Origin of the sequence: Nostoc sp. DedQUE05, assembly GCF_034530955.1 — a bacterium.
Taxonomy (GTDB): domain Bacteria; phylum Cyanobacteriota; class Cyanobacteriia; order Cyanobacteriales; family Nostocaceae; genus Nostoc.
Genome location: NZ_JAVRCB010000013.1, coordinates 105,702 through 128,481 on the forward strand (window position 1 = coordinate 105,702; position 22,780 = coordinate 128,481).

At 40.6% G+C, this 22,780-nt stretch carries 13 protein-coding genes and 1 pseudogene; 10 read left to right on the plus strand and 4 right to left on the minus strand.

The window, feature by feature from the left end:
• Positions 1 to 610: 610 nt before the first annotated feature.
• From kdpB to RMZ42_RS12000, 3 genes are all read left to right on the plus strand, one after another.
• Complete coding sequence (gene kdpB / locus RMZ42_RS11990; RefSeq protein ID WP_322671649.1) at positions 611 to 2,716, plus strand: potassium-transporting ATPase subunit KdpB; 2,106 nt, start codon at positions 611 to 613, stop codon at positions 2,714 to 2,716.
• Between the two features lie 335 nt (positions 2,717 to 3,051).
• Positions 3,052 to 3,654, plus strand: a complete 603-nt coding sequence (gene kdpC, locus RMZ42_RS11995) for a K(+)-transporting ATPase subunit C (RefSeq protein WP_322671650.1) — start codon at positions 3,052 to 3,054, stop codon at positions 3,652 to 3,654.
• A gap of 163 nt (positions 3,655 to 3,817) precedes the next feature.
• The gene (locus tag RMZ42_RS12000) at positions 3,818 to 4,963 is read left to right on the plus strand and encodes a universal stress protein (protein ID WP_322671707.1); all 1,146 of its coding nucleotides are present in this window, start codon (positions 3,818 to 3,820) and stop codon (positions 4,961 to 4,963) included.
• Positions 4,964 to 4,967: 4 nt separating this feature from the next.
• Here RMZ42_RS12000 and RMZ42_RS12005 read toward each other — a convergent pair whose 3' ends face one another.
• Positions 4,968 to 6,464 carry a carotenoid oxygenase family protein gene (locus RMZ42_RS12005; RefSeq protein WP_322671708.1) on the minus strand — a complete coding sequence of 499 codons (1,497 nt, stop codon included), beginning with the start codon at positions 6,462 to 6,464 and terminating at the stop codon, positions 4,968 to 4,970.
• A 130-nt stretch (positions 6,465 to 6,594) separates the two neighbouring features.
• The gene (locus RMZ42_RS12010; protein WP_322671651.1) at positions 6,595 to 8,010 is read right to left on the minus strand and encodes a folate/biopterin family MFS transporter; all 1,416 of its coding nucleotides are present in this window, start codon (positions 8,008 to 8,010) and stop codon (positions 6,595 to 6,597) included.
• Positions 8,011 to 8,313: 303 nt separating this feature from the next.
• Between RMZ42_RS12010 and RMZ42_RS34695 the strand changes: the two are divergent.
• Positions 8,314 to 8,557 (plus strand): annotated as a pseudogene (locus tag RMZ42_RS34695) (hypothetical protein); the annotation flags it as partial.
• A 251-nt stretch (positions 8,558 to 8,808) separates the two neighbouring features.
• On the opposite strand, the gene RMZ42_RS12015 reads toward RMZ42_RS34695, so the two are convergent.
• On the minus strand, positions 8,809 to 9,174 hold the full coding sequence (locus RMZ42_RS12015) for a hypothetical protein (RefSeq protein WP_322671652.1): 366 nt from the start codon (positions 9,172 to 9,174) through the stop codon (positions 8,809 to 8,811).
• A 1,943-nt stretch (positions 9,175 to 11,117) separates the two neighbouring features.
• On the opposite strand from RMZ42_RS12015, the gene RMZ42_RS12020 reads away from it, so the two are divergent.
• From RMZ42_RS12020 to RMZ42_RS12045, 6 genes are all read left to right on the plus strand, one after another.
• Positions 11,118 to 13,925 (plus strand): calcium-binding protein, encoded by a 2,808-nt coding sequence (locus RMZ42_RS12020; protein ID WP_322671653.1) that lies wholly within the window; start codon positions 11,118 to 11,120, stop codon positions 13,923 to 13,925.
• Positions 13,926 to 14,330: 405 nt separating this feature from the next.
• A complete protein-coding gene (locus RMZ42_RS12025; protein WP_322671654.1) occupies positions 14,331 to 15,812 on the plus strand; it encodes an ABC transporter substrate-binding protein in 1,482 nt (493 codons plus the stop codon).
• Between the two features lie 12 nt (positions 15,813 to 15,824).
• Positions 15,825 to 17,267, plus strand: a complete 1,443-nt coding sequence (locus RMZ42_RS12030) for an ABC transporter substrate-binding protein (RefSeq protein ID WP_322671655.1) — start codon at positions 15,825 to 15,827, stop codon at positions 17,265 to 17,267.
• A gap of 94 nt (positions 17,268 to 17,361) precedes the next feature.
• The gene (locus RMZ42_RS12035) at positions 17,362 to 19,842 is read left to right on the plus strand and encodes a hybrid sensor histidine kinase/response regulator (protein ID WP_322671656.1); all 2,481 of its coding nucleotides are present in this window, start codon (positions 17,362 to 17,364) and stop codon (positions 19,840 to 19,842) included.
• Positions 19,843 to 20,063: 221 nt separating this feature from the next.
• Positions 20,064 to 20,876 carry a response regulator gene (locus RMZ42_RS12040; RefSeq protein WP_322664406.1) on the plus strand — a complete coding sequence of 271 codons (813 nt, stop codon included), beginning with the start codon at positions 20,064 to 20,066 and terminating at the stop codon, positions 20,874 to 20,876.
• A 767-nt stretch (positions 20,877 to 21,643) separates the two neighbouring features.
• Positions 21,644 to 22,312, plus strand: coding sequence for a sigma-70 family RNA polymerase sigma factor (locus RMZ42_RS12045; protein ID WP_322671709.1), 669 nt, complete (start codon positions 21,644 to 21,646; stop codon positions 22,310 to 22,312).
• Between the two features lie 161 nt (positions 22,313 to 22,473).
• Here the strand turns inward: RMZ42_RS12045 and RMZ42_RS12050 are convergent, their stop codons facing one another.
• Positions 22,474 to 22,680: a hypothetical protein gene (locus RMZ42_RS12050; RefSeq protein WP_322671657.1), complete on the minus strand. Its 207-nt coding sequence runs from the start codon at positions 22,678 to 22,680 to the stop codon at positions 22,474 to 22,476.
• Positions 22,681 to 22,780 lie beyond the last annotated feature (100 nt).

Below are 22,780 nucleotides of genomic sequence, written 5' to 3' on the forward strand. Positions count from 1 at the left end.
AAGGAGTAACCCAGACTTAAAAGTGTGAGATTTAAGCAAGAAAGGTTATATAGCTGTAGTCAGATATGATGTTAGAACAGTGTTGATTGCTCAAAACCTGGAAGCAACTAGTAGTCTGCCAAGCCAAAAATGTGCTTGTGAGGGCTGGGTAAGGGGTAAAGGGGAAAGGGTAAGGGCAGGACTTACGCACTGAAGCCTGAAACCTAGATCCCCCCTAGCCCCCCTTAAAAAGGGGGGAACTTCTAAAGCCCCCTTTTTAAGGGGGTTGGGGGATTTGAGTGCGTAAGTCCTGAAGGGATTTAAAACCTTTCTCCCTTTACCCCGCCAAGTTCATGAGAGCAAACTACTAGGTTTACTCAGCACGGGATCAACGCCTCGCTAACAGCACTCAGCTATATCTTGCACTATGCGTCTCGTACCAGTATCTTATTTTTAACTGGGTAATTACTCAGAACTAAAGTTTTCATTCATACTTATTTCCTCCTGGCTCTTGCCGTTATCTTATAAATTATTCGGTTTCGTAGGATGCGTTAGTAACGCATCCTACAGGTTGGATATTTTTTTATTAGAAGTTCCTATAACTCCTAACTTCTCACTGCTAACTTTATTTATGAATCAAGTGGCAACTAACTTCAAAGCTAGACGCCCAAGTTCTCGTTCTGGCGATCGCCGCCAAAAACGTAAAAAGACTAGGGCAAATAATAAGTGGCTGTACTTAAGAGCAATTAGAGATGCTTTTGTCAAGCTCAACCCTAAGTATGCAATCAAAAATCCAGTAATCTTTGTGGTTTGGGTAGGTACAATCATCATCCTATTGCTAACGATCGATCCCAACCTATTTGGCCCAACTCTTCAAAAGAACCCACAAGGTTTCAACGCCTTGTTATCGGGGATTTTATTCTTTACAGTTTGGTTTGCCAATTTTGCCGAAGCAGTGGCAGAAGGGCGGGGTAAAGCCCAAGCCGATGCCTTGCGGTTAACAAAGTTAGAGGCGATCGCTAAAAAACTTGCTGCCGATGGCACACTTAGCGAAGTTTCATCCACCAGCCTTAAACAGGGCGATACCATCTACGTCGTTGCTGGCGATATCATCCCCGCCGATGGTGAAGTCATCATGGGTGTTGCTTCAGTGGATGAATCGGCAATTACTGGAGAATCTGCACCAGTATTAAAAGAATCAGGCTCCGATGTTGCCAGTTCCGTCACTGGTGGAACGCGGATTATCTCAGATGAACTAATTATCCGTATAACTACTGACCCAGGTAAAGGCTTTATTGACCGGATGATTGCCTTGGTAGAAGGAGCAGAACGCAGCAAAACACCCAATGAAATTGCCATCACGGTATTGTTGGCAGTTCTCAGCTTAGTGTTTTTGTTAGTCGTAGTCACCTTGCCTGCACTTGCTTACTATGTCAACAGTCCAGTCAGCGTCCCAATTTTAATTGCCCTATTAGTAGCGTTAATTCCTACCACCATTGGCGGCTTACTAAGTACCATCGGTATTGCTGGTATGGATCGAGTTGCCCAATTTAACGTCATTGCCACATCAGGACGAGCAGTCGAAGCCTGTGGTGATATCAATACTTTACTTCTCGACAAAACAGGTACAATTACCCTCGGCAACCGTCTGGCGGAAGAGTTTATTCCCCTCAACGGTCATTCAATGTCAGAAATTGCTAATGTTGCTTGGGCGGCTAGTGTCTTTGACAATACACCAGAAGGAAAATCCATTGTCCGACTAGCAGAACAGTTAGGCGCACGGTTTGATTTTGATTCCACTCAGGCAGAAGGAATCAGTTTTTCTGCCAAAACTCGGATGAGTGGCACAAATTTACCTGGTGGGTATGAGGCCAGAAAGGGAGCAGTAGAAGCCATTAAAGGATTTGTCCGTTCCCGCAACGGACGCGATACGCCAGAATTGGATGCTGCCTACGAACGAGTTTCCCGCTTGGGAGGTACACCCCTAGCAGTTAGCTTAGATAACGAAATTTATGGGATTGTTTATCTCAAAGATATAGTTAAACCTGGTATCCGCGATCGCTTTCTTGCACTGCGACGGATGGGAGTACGTACCATCATGCTAACTGGAGACAACCGAATTACCGCTTCTGTCATTGCTAAAGAAGCTGGGGTTGATGACTTCATTGCCGAAGCCACACCAGAAGACAAAATCAGTATCATTAAACAGGAACAAGCCGCAGGCAAACTAGTTGCCATGACGGGAGATGGAACTAACGATGCACCAGCATTAGCTCAAGCTAACGTCGGCGTGGCGATGAATACAGGAACGCAAGCTGCAAAAGAAGCCGCTAACATGGTCGATTTGGACTCCGATCCGACAAAGCTACTCGATATCATTGGTATTGGTAAGCAATTGTTGATTACTCGCGGGGCATTGACGACATTTTCCATCGCTAATGATATTGCTAAATACTTTGCAATTATTCCAGTGATATTTGTCGCTGCTAATTTGCAAAGCCTGAATATTATGAATTTGACTAGCCCTAAATCTGCTGTACTCTCAGCATTGATTTATAATGCTTTGATTATTCCTGCTTTGATTCCCTTGGCATTAAAGGGTGTGAGGTTTAGACCGCTGACAGCTAATCAGTTACTCCAACGCAATATCTTAATTTACGGCTTAGGTGGCGTGATTGCACCGTTTATTGCAATTAAGTTGATCGATGTACTGATTACACTTGTAGGTTTAGCTTAAGGATAGCAAAAGTAGAGACGCTGAGAAACGATCGCATCTTGACCAAAGTAAAATAATAAACATTTTTACTTTTACCTGTTGATAGGAGGGACAAGAAGAATATGAATAAATATCGTTTTCATTCAGCACTGCTTTGGCGATATCCTTTGTTTAGTCGCAATGGCATAAACAACATCTACCACTCGCTATTTTTATCTTGCTGTGCTTGAATGTGGTAACTGCCCCAGTTGTTTATGCTGTTGCTAACAGCATCTTGTAACATCCTGCTAGGTGGGCAAAAGAATTAAAAATTAAAAATTAAAAATTAAATTCTAGGCGCAATTGGAAAACTTTTTATGACTATTATTCGAGAAACTATCAGAGCAATTTTTATAACTCTAATGCTTTGGTTGTTGACTGCAATCATCTATCCGCTGATAATTCTTGTAGTGGGTCAAGTTTTTTTGCCCTATCAAGCTAATGGCAGTATCGTGTGGAATCTAAGTAATGAACCAATTGGTTCGGCTTTAATCGGTCAGGTATTCACATCTGAGCGATATTTCCATTCTCGTCCTAGTACTGTTAGATATAGTCAAGGAAAAAAAGCCAAGCCAACTGGCATATCTGGAGCTAGCAATCTCGCTGCCAGCAATCCAGAATTACTGAAGCGGATTTTAGAAGAGGCAGATAAATTGCGAGAGGAAAATCTTCAACCGATAGCTGATATAATTTATACTTCTGGTTCGGGTTTAGATCCGCATATTTCCTTGAAAGCAGCACGGCAGCAATTGACACGGGTTGCTGGTGCGCGGGGAGTAAAAGAAGATGAGATTTTACGTTTAATTAATAAGTATACTGATGACAGATTTTTATGGATTTTTGGCGAACCAGGAGTCAATGTTCTGCGATTGAATTATGCTCTTGACTTGCAAGATATTAATCGTCAGCAAAATCAGTAAATGGGCATGGGGCATGGAGCATTGGGCATGGGTAAAGCGCTGTTTTCGTTTCCGATGAAGTAGGAGTACTAAGTAAGTGGGCGGGAATAAACCAAATTATGCTACGAAACGAAAATAGGCTTAAAATCCTTACCAATGACAAATGACCAATGACAAAGGACAAATGACCAATACTGGTTCGGCTGGCACACCTTTAAATTCTGCAAGTTACTCGCTTTATCCGGCACGACGGCGGGGTAAGCATAAAATCTTTATTGGTATGGCTCCTGGAGTAGGCAAAACCTACCGAATGTTGGAAGAGGGACACGCACTCAAACAGGAAGGAATTGATGTTGTCGTTGGGCTTTTGGAAACCCACGGACGCAAGGAGACGGCTGAAAAGGCAGAGGGACTGGAAATTATACCCCGTAAGCAATATCCTCGCGGTGAGTTGACGCTAACGGATATGGATACAGATGCTATTTTAAAGCGATCGCCGCAATTAGTTTTAATCGATGAACTTGCCCATACCAATGTCCCTGGTTCTGCACGTGAAAAGCGCTACGAAGATGTCGAAGTAGTTTTGACAGCTGGGATTGATGTCTACTCCACCATGAATGTGCAACATTTGGAAAGTCTCAACGACTTAGTAGCCAGAATTACAGGTGTGGTAGTCCGGGAGCGGGTTCCTGACAGGATTATGGATGAAGCAGATGAAATAGTGGTAGTAGATGTCACACCAGAAACACTGCAAGAACGGTTATTAGAAGGGAAGATTTACGCGCAGCCAAAAATCCAACAATCCCTCGATAATTTTTTCCAACGCCGTAACCTGATTGCTTTGCGGGAGTTGGCTTTGCGGGAAGTGGCAGACAACGTAGAAGAAAATGCGATCGCCTCTACTCCCAACGGACAATTTTGTAATATTCACGAGCGGGTTTTGGTATGTGTATCTACTTATCCCAACTCAGTGCAGCTGTTACGCCGGGGTGCAAGGTTGGCTAACTATATGAATGCGCCGCTTTATACCTTGTTTGTTGCCGATCCAGAACGCTTCCTCACCAAAGAAGAAAGCTTGCATATCCACACTTGTGAGAAACTTTGTAAAGAATTTGAAGGTACTTTTCTTCGTGTTACCAACAGTAATATAGCTAATGCGATCGCCCAAGTCGCCGAGAGACACCGGATTACTCAAATTGTAATCGGTGAAAGTCAGCGATCGCGCTGGCAAATGCTCCTCAAAGGATCTTTGACGCAAAAATTGGTGCGCTTGCTCAAAAACATCGATTTGCATATTATTGCCAGCGAAAAAATGGTTTCACCCAAATAGGGGATCAAATTTCCCCAAAAACCTCAGAAGTAAAGCTTCCATGCAGACCATAGGGGATATGATGCTTCAGATGTAACCGTGCAATTACTCCTTTAGAGAAATCACTAGCATCCAAAATTACCAAATCTGAGCGGTGATGAGCAGCATCATAAACCAAAGCTAATATCCAACCATCATCTTCCTTTTCGGAATTTGGGCGCGGGACAAAAATCGGTTCACCTACAAAACCACGGGGTGCAGCACTCCAAAATTGTCTTTCTCCAGACTCTAAATCAATTTTCAACAATGCTTGTAAGGGAGCATTACCAGTTTCTGCATGAGCCGCACCTATATATAGATATCGATAAGGGCGTCCCACATTCGCCGGATGTATACTGGGAAATTCACAACATCGGCTCTCAATCAATTCCCGCCGTACTATCCCATCCTTTAAATTCAGAGAAAATCGCCAAAGTTGCCCAGGTGAAGAAGCTTCAAAATCAACTTGTCGAAAATCGCTGTTGGGTTTCACTTCTGGCAAATTTTGGTAACAAATGGAGTCAATCAAAACTTCTCCTCCTACCTCAAAAGCATTAATGTGGTGGAAGACAAAACCCGACTGAGTTTCCAGAAATTTTATCTCTTCTTCCCCTGCTTTGGGGAAGCGGGGAATAATTAAAATTTGAGTTGGCTGATTTGGCTGAAATTTGATACATTCTCCCGCCGCACGTATTCCCAAAGCGAAAGGTATGGGATTAAATTTAACAGGATTTTGAAAGAAGATGCAGTAATTGGGAGTAATGACAAAATCGTGAATGAAACAGAAACCTGGAACCTTATGAGCGTGCTGTCTGACAATTTCACCCGCTGGGTTTAGCTCAAAAATAGTAATTGTGGTAGATAATCCCGGCTTAATCGAGAAGTTGACTAGGCAAGGTGCGCCTCCATCTTGCTCACAATTATTTTCCAAGCGGGGATGTGCAGCGAAAGCTTCACCTGCTGACAAAGCACCATTAAAATATTCATTTCCTAGCGTTTCAAGAGTATAAGGATCGAGACGATATGCTTCAGCCGCTTCCCACATTGCTAGCAGTTTACCGCCCCAATAGATAACATTTGTATTGGCGATATTTTTGAGTTTAAAGTTAAAAATATTAGCTAACCAACCGCCGGGTTTTTGAGTACCAAAAGTACCGCGATAGAGAATTTTTCCCGCCTTTTGCTCTGCCAAATAGCCAGTTGTGCGGACAAAGCGATTGCGAAAATGAGCGCGATCGTTTGTAAAAGTAATTTTGCTAATCATCCCATCCCCATCAAAGGGGTGATGAAGAGGTTGCCCATTCACATCCAGCAAACCAGGGCCATTTCTAAACAGCGTACCTTGTAATTCTCTGGGAATTTGCCCTTCTATATCATCAATCCAATAATCAAACTCTTCGGTGAGAGATTGATATCCTCCTTGCCAGTCTGCACGGGTGTAGGATTTTTCTGTAACTAAGCTTTCTTGAATTTTCAAATGCATATACTTGGTTTTTTCTGGTTGTTTTGCACGAAAATATGTAGCCACTAATAGTTTTTTTGCGGCTTTACTATGCCAGTTGCTAACACGGCAAGGCAGCGCAATGGCTTGAATTGGCGTGAGATTTATTACACTATTCGACTATTTTCGACTCTGGTTCTCTCAGTACCAACTCAGACATCAAATCTGGCAAAAACGCTTGTTCCTCATCTTTGAGTGTCTCAGTTTGCTCTTCAGCAGCAGGTAGCCATTTGATAAATGGTAAGGGTAATAGGGTGCTGAGGTTAGTAATTAACACCAAGAGCCAAAGTGACTCAAAGTTTGTTGCGGTGATCCCCAGCCAATAAGTGATTAATGCTCCGATTGCATGGGAAACCGTTCCAGCTGAATTATAGACTGACATTAACAAGGCAAATAATGTTGCTTCCACACCAGAAGGACAAAGCCTTGCTGTTAGCACCATCACTTGCATAAAGGCAATTTTTCCCATCACAGTCAAAATCAGGCTATCACCCAAACTAAACCAGTGGTCATCTATACCCAATAGCCTGTTTGTGTGAGTTACCAACAACAGCATCGTCATCCCCAAAAGTGACGAAAGCACAGTACTCCAAGCAAAAATCACGCGAAAAGGGATGCTTTTGAGGAAACGTTGAAAAATCCAAACACCTGCCAAAGAAGCGAAACTTCCCACCAAGTTTACTCGCCCCAAAAATTCTGGTTCAAAGTGGAGTTCGTTGGTAGCGAAGTAGAAAAAGGCTGAGTCAGCATTTGGGGTAGCTTGCCAGATGAAGATAAACGCCGTTGGTAGCCAAATTGTTTTTTGGCTAATGGCTTGGCGTAGCTGTTCCAGTTGATGTTTGATTGGTACAGAGTTGGTCTGATTACTATCTTCAGGATCTTTGCTAACGGGAGACTCAGCAATTAACCAAGCCACCCCTGAAACGATCAGAGGAAATAAAGCGGTAATCCCAAAGACGGTACGGGTAGTAAAGTATTGAAGTAGTAGACCGCTACAGTAGGCTGTTATTAAACCTCCGATCGCAGAAGCACCCCAGCACAGAGATTGTAATGAACCGGCTTTTGCTTGCGATTCGCCTCTGGCTCGTTCCACAACCAACGAGTCAACGATGACATCACTCATAGCGACACTAAGAGAACCAAGAGCGATCGCTAAGGTAGCTGCCCAGCTAGTATGAACTATTGTGGCCAGACTCATCCAAGAAGCAGTTCCCAGTATCCCGGATAAAATCAAGTAAGGACGGCGACGATAGCCAAATATAGGCAAGCCATCAGAGATGAAACCAAACACCGGCTTGATCATCCAAGGTAGGAAGACAATTCCCAATAGCGCCGATACCTGGACTGGACTCAGGAGTAGTTCATCTTTGAGAAAAAAGCTAACGGCTAGACGCGATAGCCCTAAAATTCCTTGGACAAAGTAAACGGTGAGAATTGCAATTAACTCCGCATTAGGTTCATTACCCAAGAAGAGTTTTTGTGTTATTGAGTCTTTGACCTTGGACAAGCCAGATGATTGATCTACCATTCGATAAATATTTTTTAAATTTTGTTTACTTGTCTATCATATCGATTCTTAAGAGGTGGGTTTTTTCTCACCTTTTCCTTTGGTTTCTTCTTTGAGTATTATTTAAGGCTTTACTAACAACTTTTCTTTCTTATAGCAAGATGTTCTCGTTTCTGAACGGCTATTCGCCTTTGAATTTGGGACATCAAATACAGTTCTATCTACTGCGATAATTTGCTCTAGTTGCTTGTATGAAAAAACACATACAAACTGATGTTACTGATTTGAGAACAATAAATTTAGAAATCACCAGGGTTTAGCAGTATGGTCAGTATTCCTGGATACGACATAAGTAAAGAAATCTACAATGGTTCCAGAACTCTAGTTTCTTGTGGGTACTGAGAAACTGACTCATTACCTGTAGTAATATAAGCTGCTCAAAAATTCATATCTCAGTTTCAGCGATCTGTTGCAGTTTTGCAATCAGTACACAATTGCCAAAAATCTTAACTCAGCTGCGATCGTCCAAATCTACAGTCTGGAAGCGTATCAAAATAGTTATGCGTTACAAGGGTTTTTAACCCTCTGCGAAAGTAGGTTTTGATTGTGTAGGCGTGATTTCCAATCACTTAGGCAAGTAATAAATGAGACTTTTCAAACAACCTCTAATAGCAAGAATTGGTTGAAACGGACTAATAAAGTATTTTTAGTCCGTTTCAACCAACTTGAGCTAATAGCCAGAAAATAAATTTTCTGGCGTTTTTTATGCTTTTGTAACAGCTTTTAAGATGGTGGTTCTACACATATTTACATCGGGAATTAGGAATACTTAACATCTAGAAAAGGTAGTTGCTTGGAACCATTAGCGCCAATAACTTCAATACCTTGTTTGCCACGAATGCCGTCTACTGGCAGAGAAACTATATAAGGTGCGATCGCTGGTAGTCCAATTCCGGGCAAAGTACCAACGACCTCAACTCCCCAATATTCAGGTTGCTGGACGTATACAAGTGGCACAAGATTCACTTCCAAATTCAAGTATGGTTTCGTTCCTCTGACAACTAAAATATAAGTGTCATTTACTATACCAGGACGAATTTCTGCTTCTTCAAAGTCAATTAATCGAGATGACTCTGGTTTTGGTAAAGCTCGGAATTGACTAAGACTTTGCTCTAATGTACTCATTTTTTCTCCTTTAGAAGAACTATGTTGTTGAAGCAACTAATTAAGGAGATAACAAGATATTTTCAATCTTGTACCTTCAACTTTTTAGTTTCTTAGTTAATTCATCAAGCTAGAAAGCAAAGTTTATGCAATGCCAACTTATTCTTTACATTTATTTATCAAGCTTAGAAATTACCATACAAGGTGGTTAATCTAAAAGAATCCTTGCATTGACAGTGATGTACCATCGATCTCTTCGTTTGCGATCGCACGATCCTTGAAATCATCAGAGTTCCTACATTATCCGAATAACGTTCTCGAACAGTTCGCGTGCAGAGATACCATTGGGGGTGAATTATATGCAGCTTCACAAATAAACGGTATTACAGCAGTTTTCATGTATTTGAATCATATCTGTCGTAGGGACGCAAGGCTTTGTACCCCTACCGCGTGGTCTATTTACCTGAAAATAGCTGTAAACAAAAAGCACATACTACGTTAAATCGATACACAAACAATTGTAAACGCATACAATACTGATTTTATGAAGAATCAATGAAGTGAAGAGGAATAAATTTATATATCTATAAGTACTATAGGACTCATATTTGATTGCGTGAAAAAAACTCAGTACAGCTTTATTCCTTCTTCCCAGTCCCCAGTCCCCAGTCCCCAGTCCCTAGTCCCTACGATTAACTCAGAAATCAAATCAGATTGCTATAGTTGACCTTTACTGTCATCTATATGAATACTATACTGATGCCAATTTAAAAAATTTTTGCTAATCAGAACGCACACTCGCACACTCTCTTATATCTATATATTGATATTGCATTCTTTTTTCAAATTGGCATGGTTTAAGAAATCCACTATATTAATACGCCTTCATTTCCTGACTACTGTTTTTTTGAATAAAAATCTATTTTTGTCCAAAACTTCCTAATATAATCGAGTTTGAGATTCACCGTCCTCAGTAATTTCTTGGCTATGGTTAGGACGGGCTACGCCTACGCTACGAGAGTATGTTTGGTGGAGGTTATTCTTAAGTAGCTCTTGATAATATGGCAATCCTTTGGAGCGATCGCTTTCAACTCCTGTAACTTATCGTCATAAACTCACAGTATAACCCCAGATTTCAAAAACTCTTACAGCTTGCTTGTTTACTAAGGGCAACGACACGCTACACGAGCAAATAAAACAACTGTTTAGCTGCTGTTTAGCTGCTGTATTCTGGATTATTAGTGGTTTTCAGACATGAAGAATATATAAAGATAAGTACTGAGATTATACCGATCGGCAAATAATGTAAAGAGTATGCAAAGATATGTCTATAAGTGTGGACATCTCAGTAAATCTTCAGATATGGTTATCAAAGTGTTATTTAGATGTTCCCTATTTTTAAGCTACACACTTACGGGCAATAGCCCACAACAACTGCATAAAAATTATTTCCCTATCGAAAGTGAATTATTCTCTATATTTACCACAGTAGGGCTACGCTTTGAGAAGAAATATGAAGTGTGGGTTTTAGGCATTCAAGCTTGATTTTTCGACACTTTGTCAGTGATGGCTAGGTTGATCTGCGGATCGAGAATGATAAAAAAGTGTGAAACCATCTGTTTTCCTAAATACACGCTCATAAATATGTACAATGCTAAGACTTAGATAGTCTTAACTAGCATTATTAACGGGTACACAAATAACGAATGAAAAAGGAAATAGGGAATAGGCAAAGAATTTAACTTTGAATCTCCTGCCTCCTAACTTTTTCAAGTCAGTTAGATAAGTCCTACTTACAAGCTCATCAATAGGGTAAATCTTCGAGAAAATGCTAACCCTCAAGGGTGACATAACAGTGTGTCGAAAGCGTCAACTCTCGGCGATTTCCGTGTGTCCTCAAACAACATTAACAACAAGTTAATAGCTGAAGTTACTCAAAATATCGATTCAGGAAGGTAAGAGTTATGGTGAATATCATTGGAACCAACGGTAAAGATACTCTATTGGGTACTCAGGACACAGATACAATTAACGCTAAAGTGGGTGATGATATCATCGATGGCAAAAATGGCAACGACCTTTTAAGCGGTGATGCCGGAAATGATACCCTCATTGGTGGTGCAGGCAATGATACTCTCCTTGGTGGTACGGATAACGACTCCCTCCGTGGTGGTACAGGTAACGACTCTCTCCGTGGTGGTACTGGTAATAATCTGGTGCGGGGTGATGAGGGAAATGATACCCTTGATGCTTCCTATTCTTCTGGAAATAACATCCTCAGTGGAGATGCAGGAGATGACTACCTTGATATTAGCTATTCTGCTGGCAACAATACGGTTTCAGGCAAAGACGGCGATGATTCCTTTTACGCCGATGAAGTCCGGGGTAGAAACACTCTAAATGGAGGCGCTGGTAATGATGACTTCCATTTGTCCGCCTCAAAAACTTCCCCCTCTTCCTTAACGACTCAAAGTGTAAATGGAGAAACAGGTCAGGATTCTTTGTCTGTATATTACACACGTGCTACTAAAGGAATCACTTCGAGTTTCGATGCTGCTACTAACACTGGCTCAATTCAGGCTGGCACAAATCGGATTAACTACACCAATATCGAACAATTAGAAATTAGAGGTACAACCTACGCTGATTTTATTGTCGGAAGCAATGGCAACGATTTACTCTTCGGAGGCAGTAGTGGCAACGATTCAAATTATGGCAATGATACAATTTTTGGCGGTGAAGGTAACGATTACTTGAATGTTGATTATTCAACAAGCGATAACATCCTTAACGGTGGTGTTGGTAACGATCAATTCAGTGCTACCTCTTCAACAGGCGATAACATCCTCAATGGAGAAGATGGCAGTGATAATCTCTCTGCGTCTAAGACAGATGGCAATAACACCCTCAACGGTGGTGCTGGTGACGATCAATTAGATGCTAACTTTTCAACAGGCGATAACATCCTCAATGGAGGAGATGGCAATGATTCTCTTAGCGCCTCTCGCGAATACGACTATTCCGCCTCTTTTACCTCCGGGAATAACACTCTCAATGGTGGTGCTGGTGACGATCAATTGAGTGTTAACTATTCAACGGGCGATAACATCCTCAATGGAGGGGATGGCAATGATTCTTTCTTTGCCTCTGGCTACTATGACGACAAAAAAGCCGAGGGTAGGTTTGGTAATAACATTTTCAATGGAGAGAATGGTAATGATTCCTTCTCTTTCGTCCTATATACTTCTCCACTTTCCTTAGCGACTCAAACAGTAGATGGGGGAACAGGTAACGATTTGTTGAGCGTTTCGTATATCTATCCTAGTGGGGGAATTACAACAACATTCAATGCTGCTACTAACACTGGCTCGATTAAGGCGGGCACGGATCTGATTAACTACAAGAATATCGAAGGATTACATATCTCAGGTACAGCCTACAATGACTTGATTGTGGGGAGTAATGGCAACGATACTATCTCGCTCTATGCCAATAGTAGCAATGATACTATCGATGGCGGAAAAGGTGATGATTTATTAGAAGGCTATTATTACAGTAATTCTAGCGGGGGTGAGGGAATCACTTCGACATTCAATGCTGTTACTAACACTGGCTCCATTACATCAGGCACGAATCAGGTTAGTTACAAGAATATCGAACGATTAAATATCTCAGGTACAGCCTACGATGATTTGATTGTCGGGGGCAATGGCAACGATACACTCACCGGAGGCGATCGCGGCAAAGATACTATAGATGGAGGGAAGGGTGATGATTTGTTGTCTTTCTATAACTATTCCATCGGCCAGGGAATCACTTCAACATTCAATGCTGCTACTAATGCTGGTTCGATTACAGCAGGCCCGAATCAGGTGAGCTACAAGAATATCGAACAATTAAATATCTCAGGTACGAACTACGATGATCTGATTGTGGGGAGCAATGGCAACGATACCCTGGCTGGGGGACGCGGAAATAACACGATTCTCGGCGGTACAGGTAAGGATTACTTGAGTGCTGACTATTCAAATGGGAATAATTCGCTCTCTGGTGGTGATGATAATGATTCTCTGAACGTCTCTGGCTCCTACGACGACTACCGAGGCGATTTTGATCTCGATGCAATCTCTGGTAAGAACACCCTCAATGGTGGCGCTGGTGACGATAACTTAGTTACTGACTATTCATCAGGCAATAACCTACTGAATGGGGGCGATGGCAATGATACTCTCACAGCCGCTGGTTCAGCCTCCTTATATTCCTCATACGGAGCTTATACTGTCTCTGGCAATAACACGCTCAATGGTGATGCTGGTGACGATCGCTTGATTGTTGACTATTCATCAGGCAATAATCTACTGGATGGAGGCGATGGCAATGATACTCTCACAGCCTCTGGCGCTTCTGGCAAGAACACCTTCAAAGGTGGCAAAGGTAATGATAACCTTTATGGAGGAGCTGGTACTGATACCTTTGTTTTCAATAGTTTCAATGAAGGCATTGATAATATTTATAATTTCAACGCGACTAATGAACTGATTCAGGTATCGGCTGCTGGTTTTGGTGGCGCGTTATCATCAGGTTTACTCTCAGCTAGCTCTTTTACCCTTGGAACATCTGCAACAACCAGCAATCAGCGAGTTATCTATAACAACACTACAGGCGCACTATATTTTGACCAAGATGGTAGTGCGGGTGGATTTGCTCAGGTACAATTTGCACAACTATCTGGTGGAGTGTCACTAAGTCAAAATAACTTGGTAGTTGTTTAATCCTCAACCCCACAGTCAAATAGAAATCTTCAGAATGCGAGGTGCTTAATATAACGCCTCGCATTCGATTCATCAATGGAATTATTAAACCACGCGGCAGAATAATTATTCTAATCGGTGCAAATAGGGAGGCGAGGTGCTAGCGCCCCGCTTTGCTAAGGCGCTTCCTTCCGTGCAAAGAGCAAGCAATTGCCCATCTCTTTTAAGAGCGATCGCTTGTAAATTATTGAGAGACCAACAAAAAGCCTTAAATTGAATATACAGTAGATTTCAAGCTGTAAAGTAAACAAGCTAAATCTGTTACTCAGATATAAAGCGTGTTTTACTCCTGAATTCTGACTTCTGAATTCTGAATTCTGAATTCTGCTGTATCTATTCAGTTTAAATATAAGCTCTAGAAGTGTGGTGTCCAGAAAAAAAGCCAGTCAGATTACTCAAGTCTTGAAGAGTCAGCAGAAAGCTAAAGAAGCTTTTAGTGTAGTACCAAGACTAACCAACCGTCGCTACGCACTCATCGCATTAATTCTCGGCTTGATAATTGTTGCTTGCACTAACACATATCAATCCTCGCCTTCCCCATTTAATAAGTTATCCAGTGAAAGTACCGATTTAAGGATTTGGTGGGATAAAGGTTTTACTCAGGAAGAGGATGAAGCCCTCAAGCAACTAGTTAGTGAGTGGGAAAAACAAACTGGCAACAAAATCAAGCTTTCTTTATATTCCACAGATGAGCTAACACGGAAGATTCAAAGAGAAATTCAGGCTGGCAACCTACCTGATATTGTTACCAGTTATACTGCCGATCGAGAAATTATTCCCCGTTTAAGTTGGGAAGGCAAACTAGCAGATGTATCAGATGTAATTGAGCCACTTAAAAATTTTTACCCAGAAAAAATCCTCAAAACTGTTCAGTCTTATAACAATGTTACTCAAAAGCGAAGCTACTATGCTCTGCCAATGAGTCAAGCAACTATTCACATTTTTTATTGGCGAGATTTGCTAAAGCAAATAGGTCGTAAAGAAAGTGATGTACCAAAAGATTGGGATGATTTTTGGGAGCTTTGGAAACAAATACAGGATGACTTGCGGACAAAACAAATACCAGATAAAAAACAGAATATTTATGGGTTAGGATTTACTTTCGGCATTAGTTCTGCTGATACATACTACTTATTTGAGCAGATTTTAGAAGCATACGACGTGCAAATTTTAGATTCTATGGATAAACTCCTCCTTGACGATCCACAAGTGCGTCAAGGTATTATTAACAGCTTAAAATGGTACACAAATTTTTATCAGCAAGGCTATGTCCCACCAGATGCTATAAATTGGTTGAATCCAGATAATAATCGTAGTTTACTCAATCAAAGCGTGGTGATGACTCCTAACAACTCGCTTTCAATTCCTGCTGCTGTGCGGCAAAACCCCGATACATATTATCAAAAACTTGGTATCTTAGAGTTTCCAAATAAACCGAATGGCTTGCCAATGCGCTACTTAATTACGGTGAAGGAAGCGTTTTTATTTGCCGATTCTCAGAAACAGAAACTAGCTAAGGAGTTTCTTGCATACTTAATACAACCAGAAGTGATGGGAAATTATCTCAAGGCTTCTGGAGGCCGTCATTTACCAGTTTTAACATCAGCGTGGGAAGATCCTTTTTGGAAAAATTCCAAAGATCCTTATCTCTCGACTGCCATTAATATATTTCTCAACAGAGAAACTCGCTCATTTTATTTTGTCCAAAACCCAGCCTATAGCTTGGTTTTAAAAGATAATGTCTGGGGTAAGGCGCTCAATCGAATTGTTGTAGATAAAATTTCTCCAGAGCAAGCAGCTGATGAAGCGATCGCCCGAATTAAGCAAATTTTTGACCAATGGCAGTAAGCTTTTATAAATATGACATTTAAAACAAAAGCTAGTCAAATTGCTAAAGGCTTTCATAATCAGCCGCAATATTATTATCGCAGATATGTCTTCATCGTATTGACACTCAGCTTGATAATTATTGCTTGTAATAACACCTCTCAATTAAAACAATCTTCAGTCACCCATTCCCCTACTGACAACACCGTTTTAAAGATTTGGTGGGATAAAGGTTTTACTGTCGATGAAGATGAAGCAATCAAGCAGTTGGTGAGCAACTGGGAAAAACAAACTGGTAATCAAGTCAAGCTTTCCTTCTATATTGGCGATGAGCTACCGCAGAAGGCGCGTAGGGCTATTCACGCGGGTAATCCACCCGATATTATGATGAGTTACGGCGCTGAGAGAGCGTTGAATCCGCATTTGGCTTGGGAAGGGAAACTAGCGGATGTAACGGATGTAATTGAGCCAGTCAAAAATCTTTATCCTGAGTATGCCCTACAAGCTGTTAATTATTATAATAATGCTGCAAAAAAGCGAAGCTACTATGCAGTTCCAATCAATCAGGCAACGGTTCATATTTTTTACTGGCGAGACTTGCTAAAGCAAATAGGTCGCAGTGAAAGCGATATTCCCGAAGATTGGAATGGTTTTTGGGAATTTTGGAAAAAAGTACAAAATGATTTGCGGGCAAAACAGCAAAAACAGGATATTTATGGGTTAGGTTTTCCTTTTTCTACTGGAGCTTCAGATACCTACATATTTTTTGAGCATATTTTAGAAGCATACGATGTGCAAATTCTTGACTCCAAGGGTAAACTCCTAATCGACGATCCAAAGGTCAGACAAAAAATTGTCCAGGTATTAGATTGGTATACCAAATTTTACCAACAAGGTTATGTGCCACCAGATGCACTCAATTGGTTAAATCCAGATAATAATCGCAGCTTGCTCAACCGTATGGTGGTGATGACTCCTAACAACACCCTCTCAATTCCTTGCTCTGTGCGCCAAGATCCCGACACCTATCGCCATAAGCTTGGTATTTTAAAATTTCCCAACAAACCCAACGGCAAGCCAATGCGTTATCTACTCACACTTCGGCAAGCAGTTTTGTTCGCCGATTCCCAGCAACAGAAAAAAGCTTTGGATTTTCTTGCATATCTCACCCAATCACAGGTGATAGGTAAGTATCTGAAAGCTGCTGGAGGTTGTAATTTACCTGTCATCAAGACACTTTGGCAAGACCCATTTTGGAAAAACCCAGCTGACCCACACGTTTCAACTGCGGTTAAGACGGTGACGGAAGGTTCAACGCGGTTATTTTATTATGTCCAAAACCCGGCATACAGCGTAGTGTTAGAGGAGAATATCTGGGGAAAAGCTCTGAATCGAATAATTGTAGATAAAATTTCTTCAAAGCAAGCAACTGATGAAGCAATTAAGCGGATAAAACAGATTTTTGCTCAATGGTAATCAATAATTATTTATATTAACTAAAGGAATAATCAATCTACATGAATAATAAAAAAGATAAATATCTTTAGAATAAGAAACAAGTTGTAAATATATGAACTTCTGGAATCAGCACCTAACTATTAAAGTTGCCAGTTCCTTCTTATTCCTATCATTGGTAACTGTAGGTGTAGTTGGAGGCTTTGCTTTCCTGAATGCGAGGGAAGCTTTAAAGCAAGCTGCTTTTGAACGACTCAATGCTGCTGCTACTCTGAAAGAAGAAGAAATTACCCGTTGGTTTGAAGACCAACAACGAGACTTTCTCTTAGTCACTCAGTTTCCAGACGTACAAAATAATTTTCAAATACTTTTAAATTCCAAAGCCTCTGACGCAAATTATCGTAAAGCTTACAAAGTTCTTTCTGATTACCTCGAAAATATGGCTAAAATCAAGCCAAGTCTGGGAGAAATTTCTATTCTAGATCGTAGTAATCGGATTATTTTATCTACTAATAAGCAGCGTGAAGGTCAATATGAAATTTCAGCTAATATCACTTATATTGAACAAATTCAACCAGGAGATTCTTTTGCCCCTATCTTCTATGTCTCACCGATTACTCGCAAGCCATCAGTTACTTTTGCAACGCCTCTACGTGATGCTGCCAAGGTGCGCCAAGGTGTTCTTTTAGCTGATTTGAATTTAGACAGAATAGATCAAATTGTGCGAGAACGTACAGGTTTAGGTAAGAGTGGCGAAACTTATTTAGTTGGTTCTTTAGTAACTAAAAACGCTTTTATTTCTAAAGATAAAGATAAAACACCAGACTTTTCTCAAGGAGTTAGCAGCCAAGGTATTGATGCAGCAATGGGTGGAATTAGTGGTCAAGGACTTTATCCAAACTACGCCGGAGTGTTAGTAATTGGCGTATATCACTGGCTCAACGATCAAGACTTGGCCTTAATGGTGGAGATGAACCAGGAAGAAGCCTTTGCGCCGGCTCGGCGATTAGCAGGGACGATGATGCTAGTGGGATTCTTATCAATGGGATTTCTATTGATTGGAGTGTCTTGGCTAACGCGGCAGTTAAAAATCTCTGGCGAACAGTTAGAGAATTACAGCCATAGATTAGAACTAAAAGCCAAAGAAGCCGAAACTGCCAACCGTGCCAAAAGCGAATTTCTCGCAAACATGAGTCACGAACTTCGTACTCCTCTTAATAGCATTCTTGGCTTTACTCAGCTAATGATGCGCGATTCTTCTATCAATGCTTCTCAGTTAGAACATTTAGAAATTATCAGTCGCAGTGGAGAACATTTGCTTACCTTGATTAATGATGTGTTGTCAATGTCCAAAATTGAGGCGGGTTTAACGACACTGAACAACAATAGCTTTGATTTGTACACTCTACTTGATTCACTTGAAGAGATGTTTCAAATTAAAGCGGAATCCAAAGGTTTACAGTTGATGTTTGAGCGTAGACCTGAAGTTCCTAGATATGTGCATACAGATGAAAGTAAATTGCGTCAAATCTTAATTAACCTCCTTGGTAATGCTATCAAATTTACTCAAGAAGGTGGCGTGAGTTTGCGAGTTAGGATGAAGGAAGAAAGTAAACTACAGCAACAAGAAGGTACACAAGTAATAAAAAACTCCCACCCTTCATTCTTCTGGCTTCATTTTGAAGTTGAAGATACCGGGACAGGGATTGCATCTGCCGAAATTGAAAAGTTATTTAAGCCCTTTGTCCAAACAGAAGCAGGTCAGAAATCTCAGCAAGGAACAGGTTTGGGTCTAACTATTAGCCAACAATTCGTGCATCTAATGGGGGGAAGTATTACTGTTAGCAGTACTTTGGGTCAAGGAACGATTTTTTCTTTTGATCTTCAAATTAGTCTCGCAGAAGTAGCTGAAGCTCCAATTCGACAGCTAAAACGACGAGTAATTGGTTTAGAGCCTAATCAACCAAAATACCGAATCTTAGTAGTTGAGGATAAATGGGAAAATCGTGAACTCCTAGTTAAGATGCTAGTATCCCTTGGCTTCGAGGTACGTTACGCTGAGAATGGTCAAGAAGGGGTGACTCTTTGGGAAACTTGGGAACCACAACTAATTTGGATGGATATGCGGATGCCTGTAATGGATGGGTATGAAGCTACTAAACAAATTAGAGCTACTTTAAAAGGTCAAGCTACTGTCATTATTGCCCTAACTGCTAGTGCTTTTGATGAGGAGCGCTTTGTGGTTTTATCGGCTGGCTGCAACGATTTTGTACGTAAGCCGTTCCGAGAGGAAGTAATCTTGAATATGATGTCTAAATATTTAGGGGTGCGTTATGTATATGAAGATAAACCCCTTCAAAAAGACGAATTTGCCGAAAATTCCGACCTTAAACTTTTATCATTAGAAGAGATGCTGGCTCAAATGCCTACTGAGTGGGTAGCACAGCTCCACCAAGCGGCACTGTGTACTGATGAAAAGCTGATTTTTAGCTTGCTTGAGCAAATTCCTGAAGAATCTGCTCTTTTAACAAACACTCTGTCTGATTGGGTTAATAACTTTCGTATTGATAAAGTGATTGATTTAACACAACTGTAAGAAATGATTTTTGAATCAGAATTCAAAAGTCAGAACAAGAAAGTGGGGATTGAGACCTGCCACTAATTAAATATCGCTAAATCTTCGTGTAGTGAATGCACTAGAAGATTTGGTAGGGATCTTATACTAAACTCATTGATTTACCAGTCGGACTCCAATTAAATTCTGAATTCTGATTTCTGACTCCTGAATTATTTTCTAATAAATTATTTCTAATAAATATGGATAACCATCAAGTTCAGCTACCAAAAGCAAATATTCTTGTTGTTGATGATACACCCGATAATCTGCGACTTTTATCCGCTATGCTAACTCAGGTTGGCTATGAAATTCGGAGAGTTATTAACGGACAAACAGCTTTGAAAACAGCACAAGCTGCACCGCCCGATTTAATTTTGCTTGACATCATGATGCCAGAAATGAATGGTTATGAAGTCTGTCAACATTTGAAAGCCTCAGAGAAAACCCGTGATATTCCGGTGATTTTTATTAGCGCCTTGGATGAAGTTTTTGACAAAGTTAAAGCTTTTGCAGTTGGGGGAGTGGATTATATTACCAAACCTTTTAGTGAAGAAGAGGTTTTTGCGCGTGTAGAAAATAACTTGACTATCCGAAGGTTGCAAAAACAACTGACCCAGCAAAATATACTTTTGCAGCAGGAAATTAGCGATCGCCAAAAAGCAGAATCAGCCCTGCGCCTGAGTCAGTTTTATCTAGATAAATTTAAGGATTCTATCTTTTTTGTCAATTCTGATGCCCAGCTTGTTTACGTGAATGAAGCCGCCTGTCGTCATCTTGGATACTCCCGCGCCCAATTGCTGAACATGACTGTTTACGATATAAATCCAAATTTTTCGATGCTTGCTTGGCGATCGCACTGGGAAGAAGTTAGACAAAAAGGCTCTCTCACTTTTGAGTCTAGCCAAAGAACTCAAGATGGTCAGGACATAGCCGTGGAAATAACTGTCAATTATTTGGAGTTAAACGGACAGGAATACCACTGTGCTAGTGTCCGTGATATCGCCTTATACTAACATCATTTCAGCAAGCCGCTAAAGTGTTTTGTATCAAAAATTCTGTAAATGAATATGTAGTCTGAGATTGCTGGAAGATACCTTTAGTCAAGACTTCTAATGCAAAACTGCTAACACAGGTGGGAAAAGAGATTTTTTCTGGCGTTACTGACATTTTTTACATAAATTAATAAAACTTTGACGGCAAAATTCCTGACGAATTATGACTTTTTCATGCTGTCAAAAAGTGAATGATTTACTTAAATTAAAGATATGGTGAAAGTAAACTTCAATCCAGAACCTCAAGAACGTCTAATAAATAGAAGCAGAAGGGAAAAACCCAACAGCAACAGGTTCTTTTGATTTGCGTTTTACATTTAATTATGTCCTCCTACTGAGTTGATTATGTGGATTGAATTGAGTCGGTGAGCAAAAGGGTATTGCCCATTGCAACCATGCTATTGTTACCTCTGATATCTGACAGATAATGACAGCATCAAAAATCAAGCAAAGAGATGCTTGGGTACTGCATCAAACCTACAAAGTATGTCCAATAAAGAAATTTGAGGAAAGAAAATAAGATGCGAAAAAATTGTATAAACCAAGATTTTATCCCGCCTGAAGAAAAAATTCATCGCAGTATTCAGGCATCTGAGCAAAGAAACATGGATAGTATTGCTATTGAAACTGATGAAGTAAGCAAGAATTCTTTGACTGTAGAAGATGTTACTATTGATTTAGATATTCAGAGTCATTCACTACCAGTAGCCCAGAAAGTCAAATATCTGTTGCTTAAAACCTCAGGTAAAGAGGATCTAAATGAACAGCTAACATCCTTAGTTGTCCAAGCTCGTAGACATTCACCTGGAAGCTCTCAACGTCAGAAGTTGCTCACGCAAATTATTCGTTTGACACAAGGTAAACTCTGGAAGGAAAATACTCCCTACTATCAAGACGCACTGCAACAAACTTGGTTGTATTTCTGCCGCAATATTTGTGATGGTCTGACAGGTCAAGCCTATGACTCCACTCAAGGTAGTGTAATTAATTGGTTAGATGCTTACCTAAAACGCAGACTACAAGATTTTTATCTCAACCAAAACCGAGAAAAAGCCACAACAGTCTCCTTTGGGGTTCGTCAGTCTAAGTCGGGTGAAATTGGTGAAACTATTGACCCGATAGATAATATACCAGCTACCCCCCAAGCACCTCCCATTTTGGAAAACCTGGAGATATGGGTGGAGACAGACTCGGATATGGAACTACGTAGTACTCACATTAAAGGGCGTCCAGACGTAAATTGTCAGGTATTAATTCTCAAACGCTTACCCCCAGAAGTTAGCTGGAAAGAATTATCAAAAGACTTTGGGCTGTCAATTGCGACATTAAGCAGTTTCTATCAACGTCAATGTCTACCACGCTTGCGGAAATTTGCTGAGGTAGAGGGTTTATTATAAACTAGGCTTTCACCATAGGAAGGTGGCTCACAAAATTCCAGATACTGGCAGCAAAACAATATTTCAACAGATAACCTAGAGAGGCAGTCTAGGATAAATATCGATTTAGGTTTTACCTATTCACGAAATATAATAATGTCCATGCCAAACCTGATACTTTATTAACCTACAATACTCTGAAATAAAAAACCAATAATTAGACCAACTATTCCAGCAATCAAACCGGCACAAAAGAAGTAGAAAAACAATTCAAAACTTGCTTGAGTATTTTGAGTATATCTGAAATAAAATATTGCCCAAATCGCTCCAAGCGTTCCTAAAATTACTGTTGGAATCGTTACGATTGCTATGACACTTTGAGTTTTCATTGATATATGTATAGTATTACGAACCGTAAAAGTTTCTAGTTAAACACATAACAGAAAAGACCAGAATTCGGCGAAAAATCAAAAAATATGCACGAATAGA

Excerpts from the sequence above, each read along its gene's own strand:
- RMZ42_RS12040 (WP_322664406.1), top strand. The coding sequence starts at position 20,064 with ATGGATAACCATCAAGTTCAGCTACCAAAAGCAAATATTCTTGTTGTT.
- RMZ42_RS12035 (WP_322671656.1), top strand. The coding sequence starts at position 17,362 with ATGAACTTCTGGAATCAGCACCTAACTATTAAAGTTGCCAGTTCCTTC.
- RMZ42_RS12020 (WP_322671653.1), top strand. The coding sequence starts at position 11,118 with ATGGTGAATATCATTGGAACCAACGGTAAAGATACTCTATTGGGTACT.
- RMZ42_RS12050 (WP_322671657.1), bottom strand. The coding sequence starts at position 22,680 with ATGAAAACTCAAAGTGTCATAGCAATCGTAACGATTCCAACAGTAATT.
- kdpC (WP_322671650.1), top strand. The coding sequence starts at position 3,052 with ATGACTATTATTCGAGAAACTATCAGAGCAATTTTTATAACTCTAATG.
- kdpB (WP_322671649.1), top strand. The coding sequence starts at position 611 with ATGAATCAAGTGGCAACTAACTTCAAAGCTAGACGCCCAAGTTCTCGT.
- RMZ42_RS12010 (WP_322671651.1), bottom strand. The coding sequence starts at position 8,010 with ATGGTAGATCAATCATCTGGCTTGTCCAAGGTCAAAGACTCAATAACA.
- RMZ42_RS12000 (WP_322671707.1), top strand. The coding sequence starts at position 3,818 with ATGACCAATACTGGTTCGGCTGGCACACCTTTAAATTCTGCAAGTTAC.
- RMZ42_RS12005 (WP_322671708.1), bottom strand. The coding sequence starts at position 6,464 with ATGCATTTGAAAATTCAAGAAAGCTTAGTTACAGAAAAATCCTACACC.
- RMZ42_RS12030 (WP_322671655.1), top strand. The coding sequence starts at position 15,825 with ATGACATTTAAAACAAAAGCTAGTCAAATTGCTAAAGGCTTTCATAAT.
- RMZ42_RS12015 (WP_322671652.1), bottom strand. The coding sequence starts at position 9,174 with ATGAGTACATTAGAGCAAAGTCTTAGTCAATTCCGAGCTTTACCAAAA.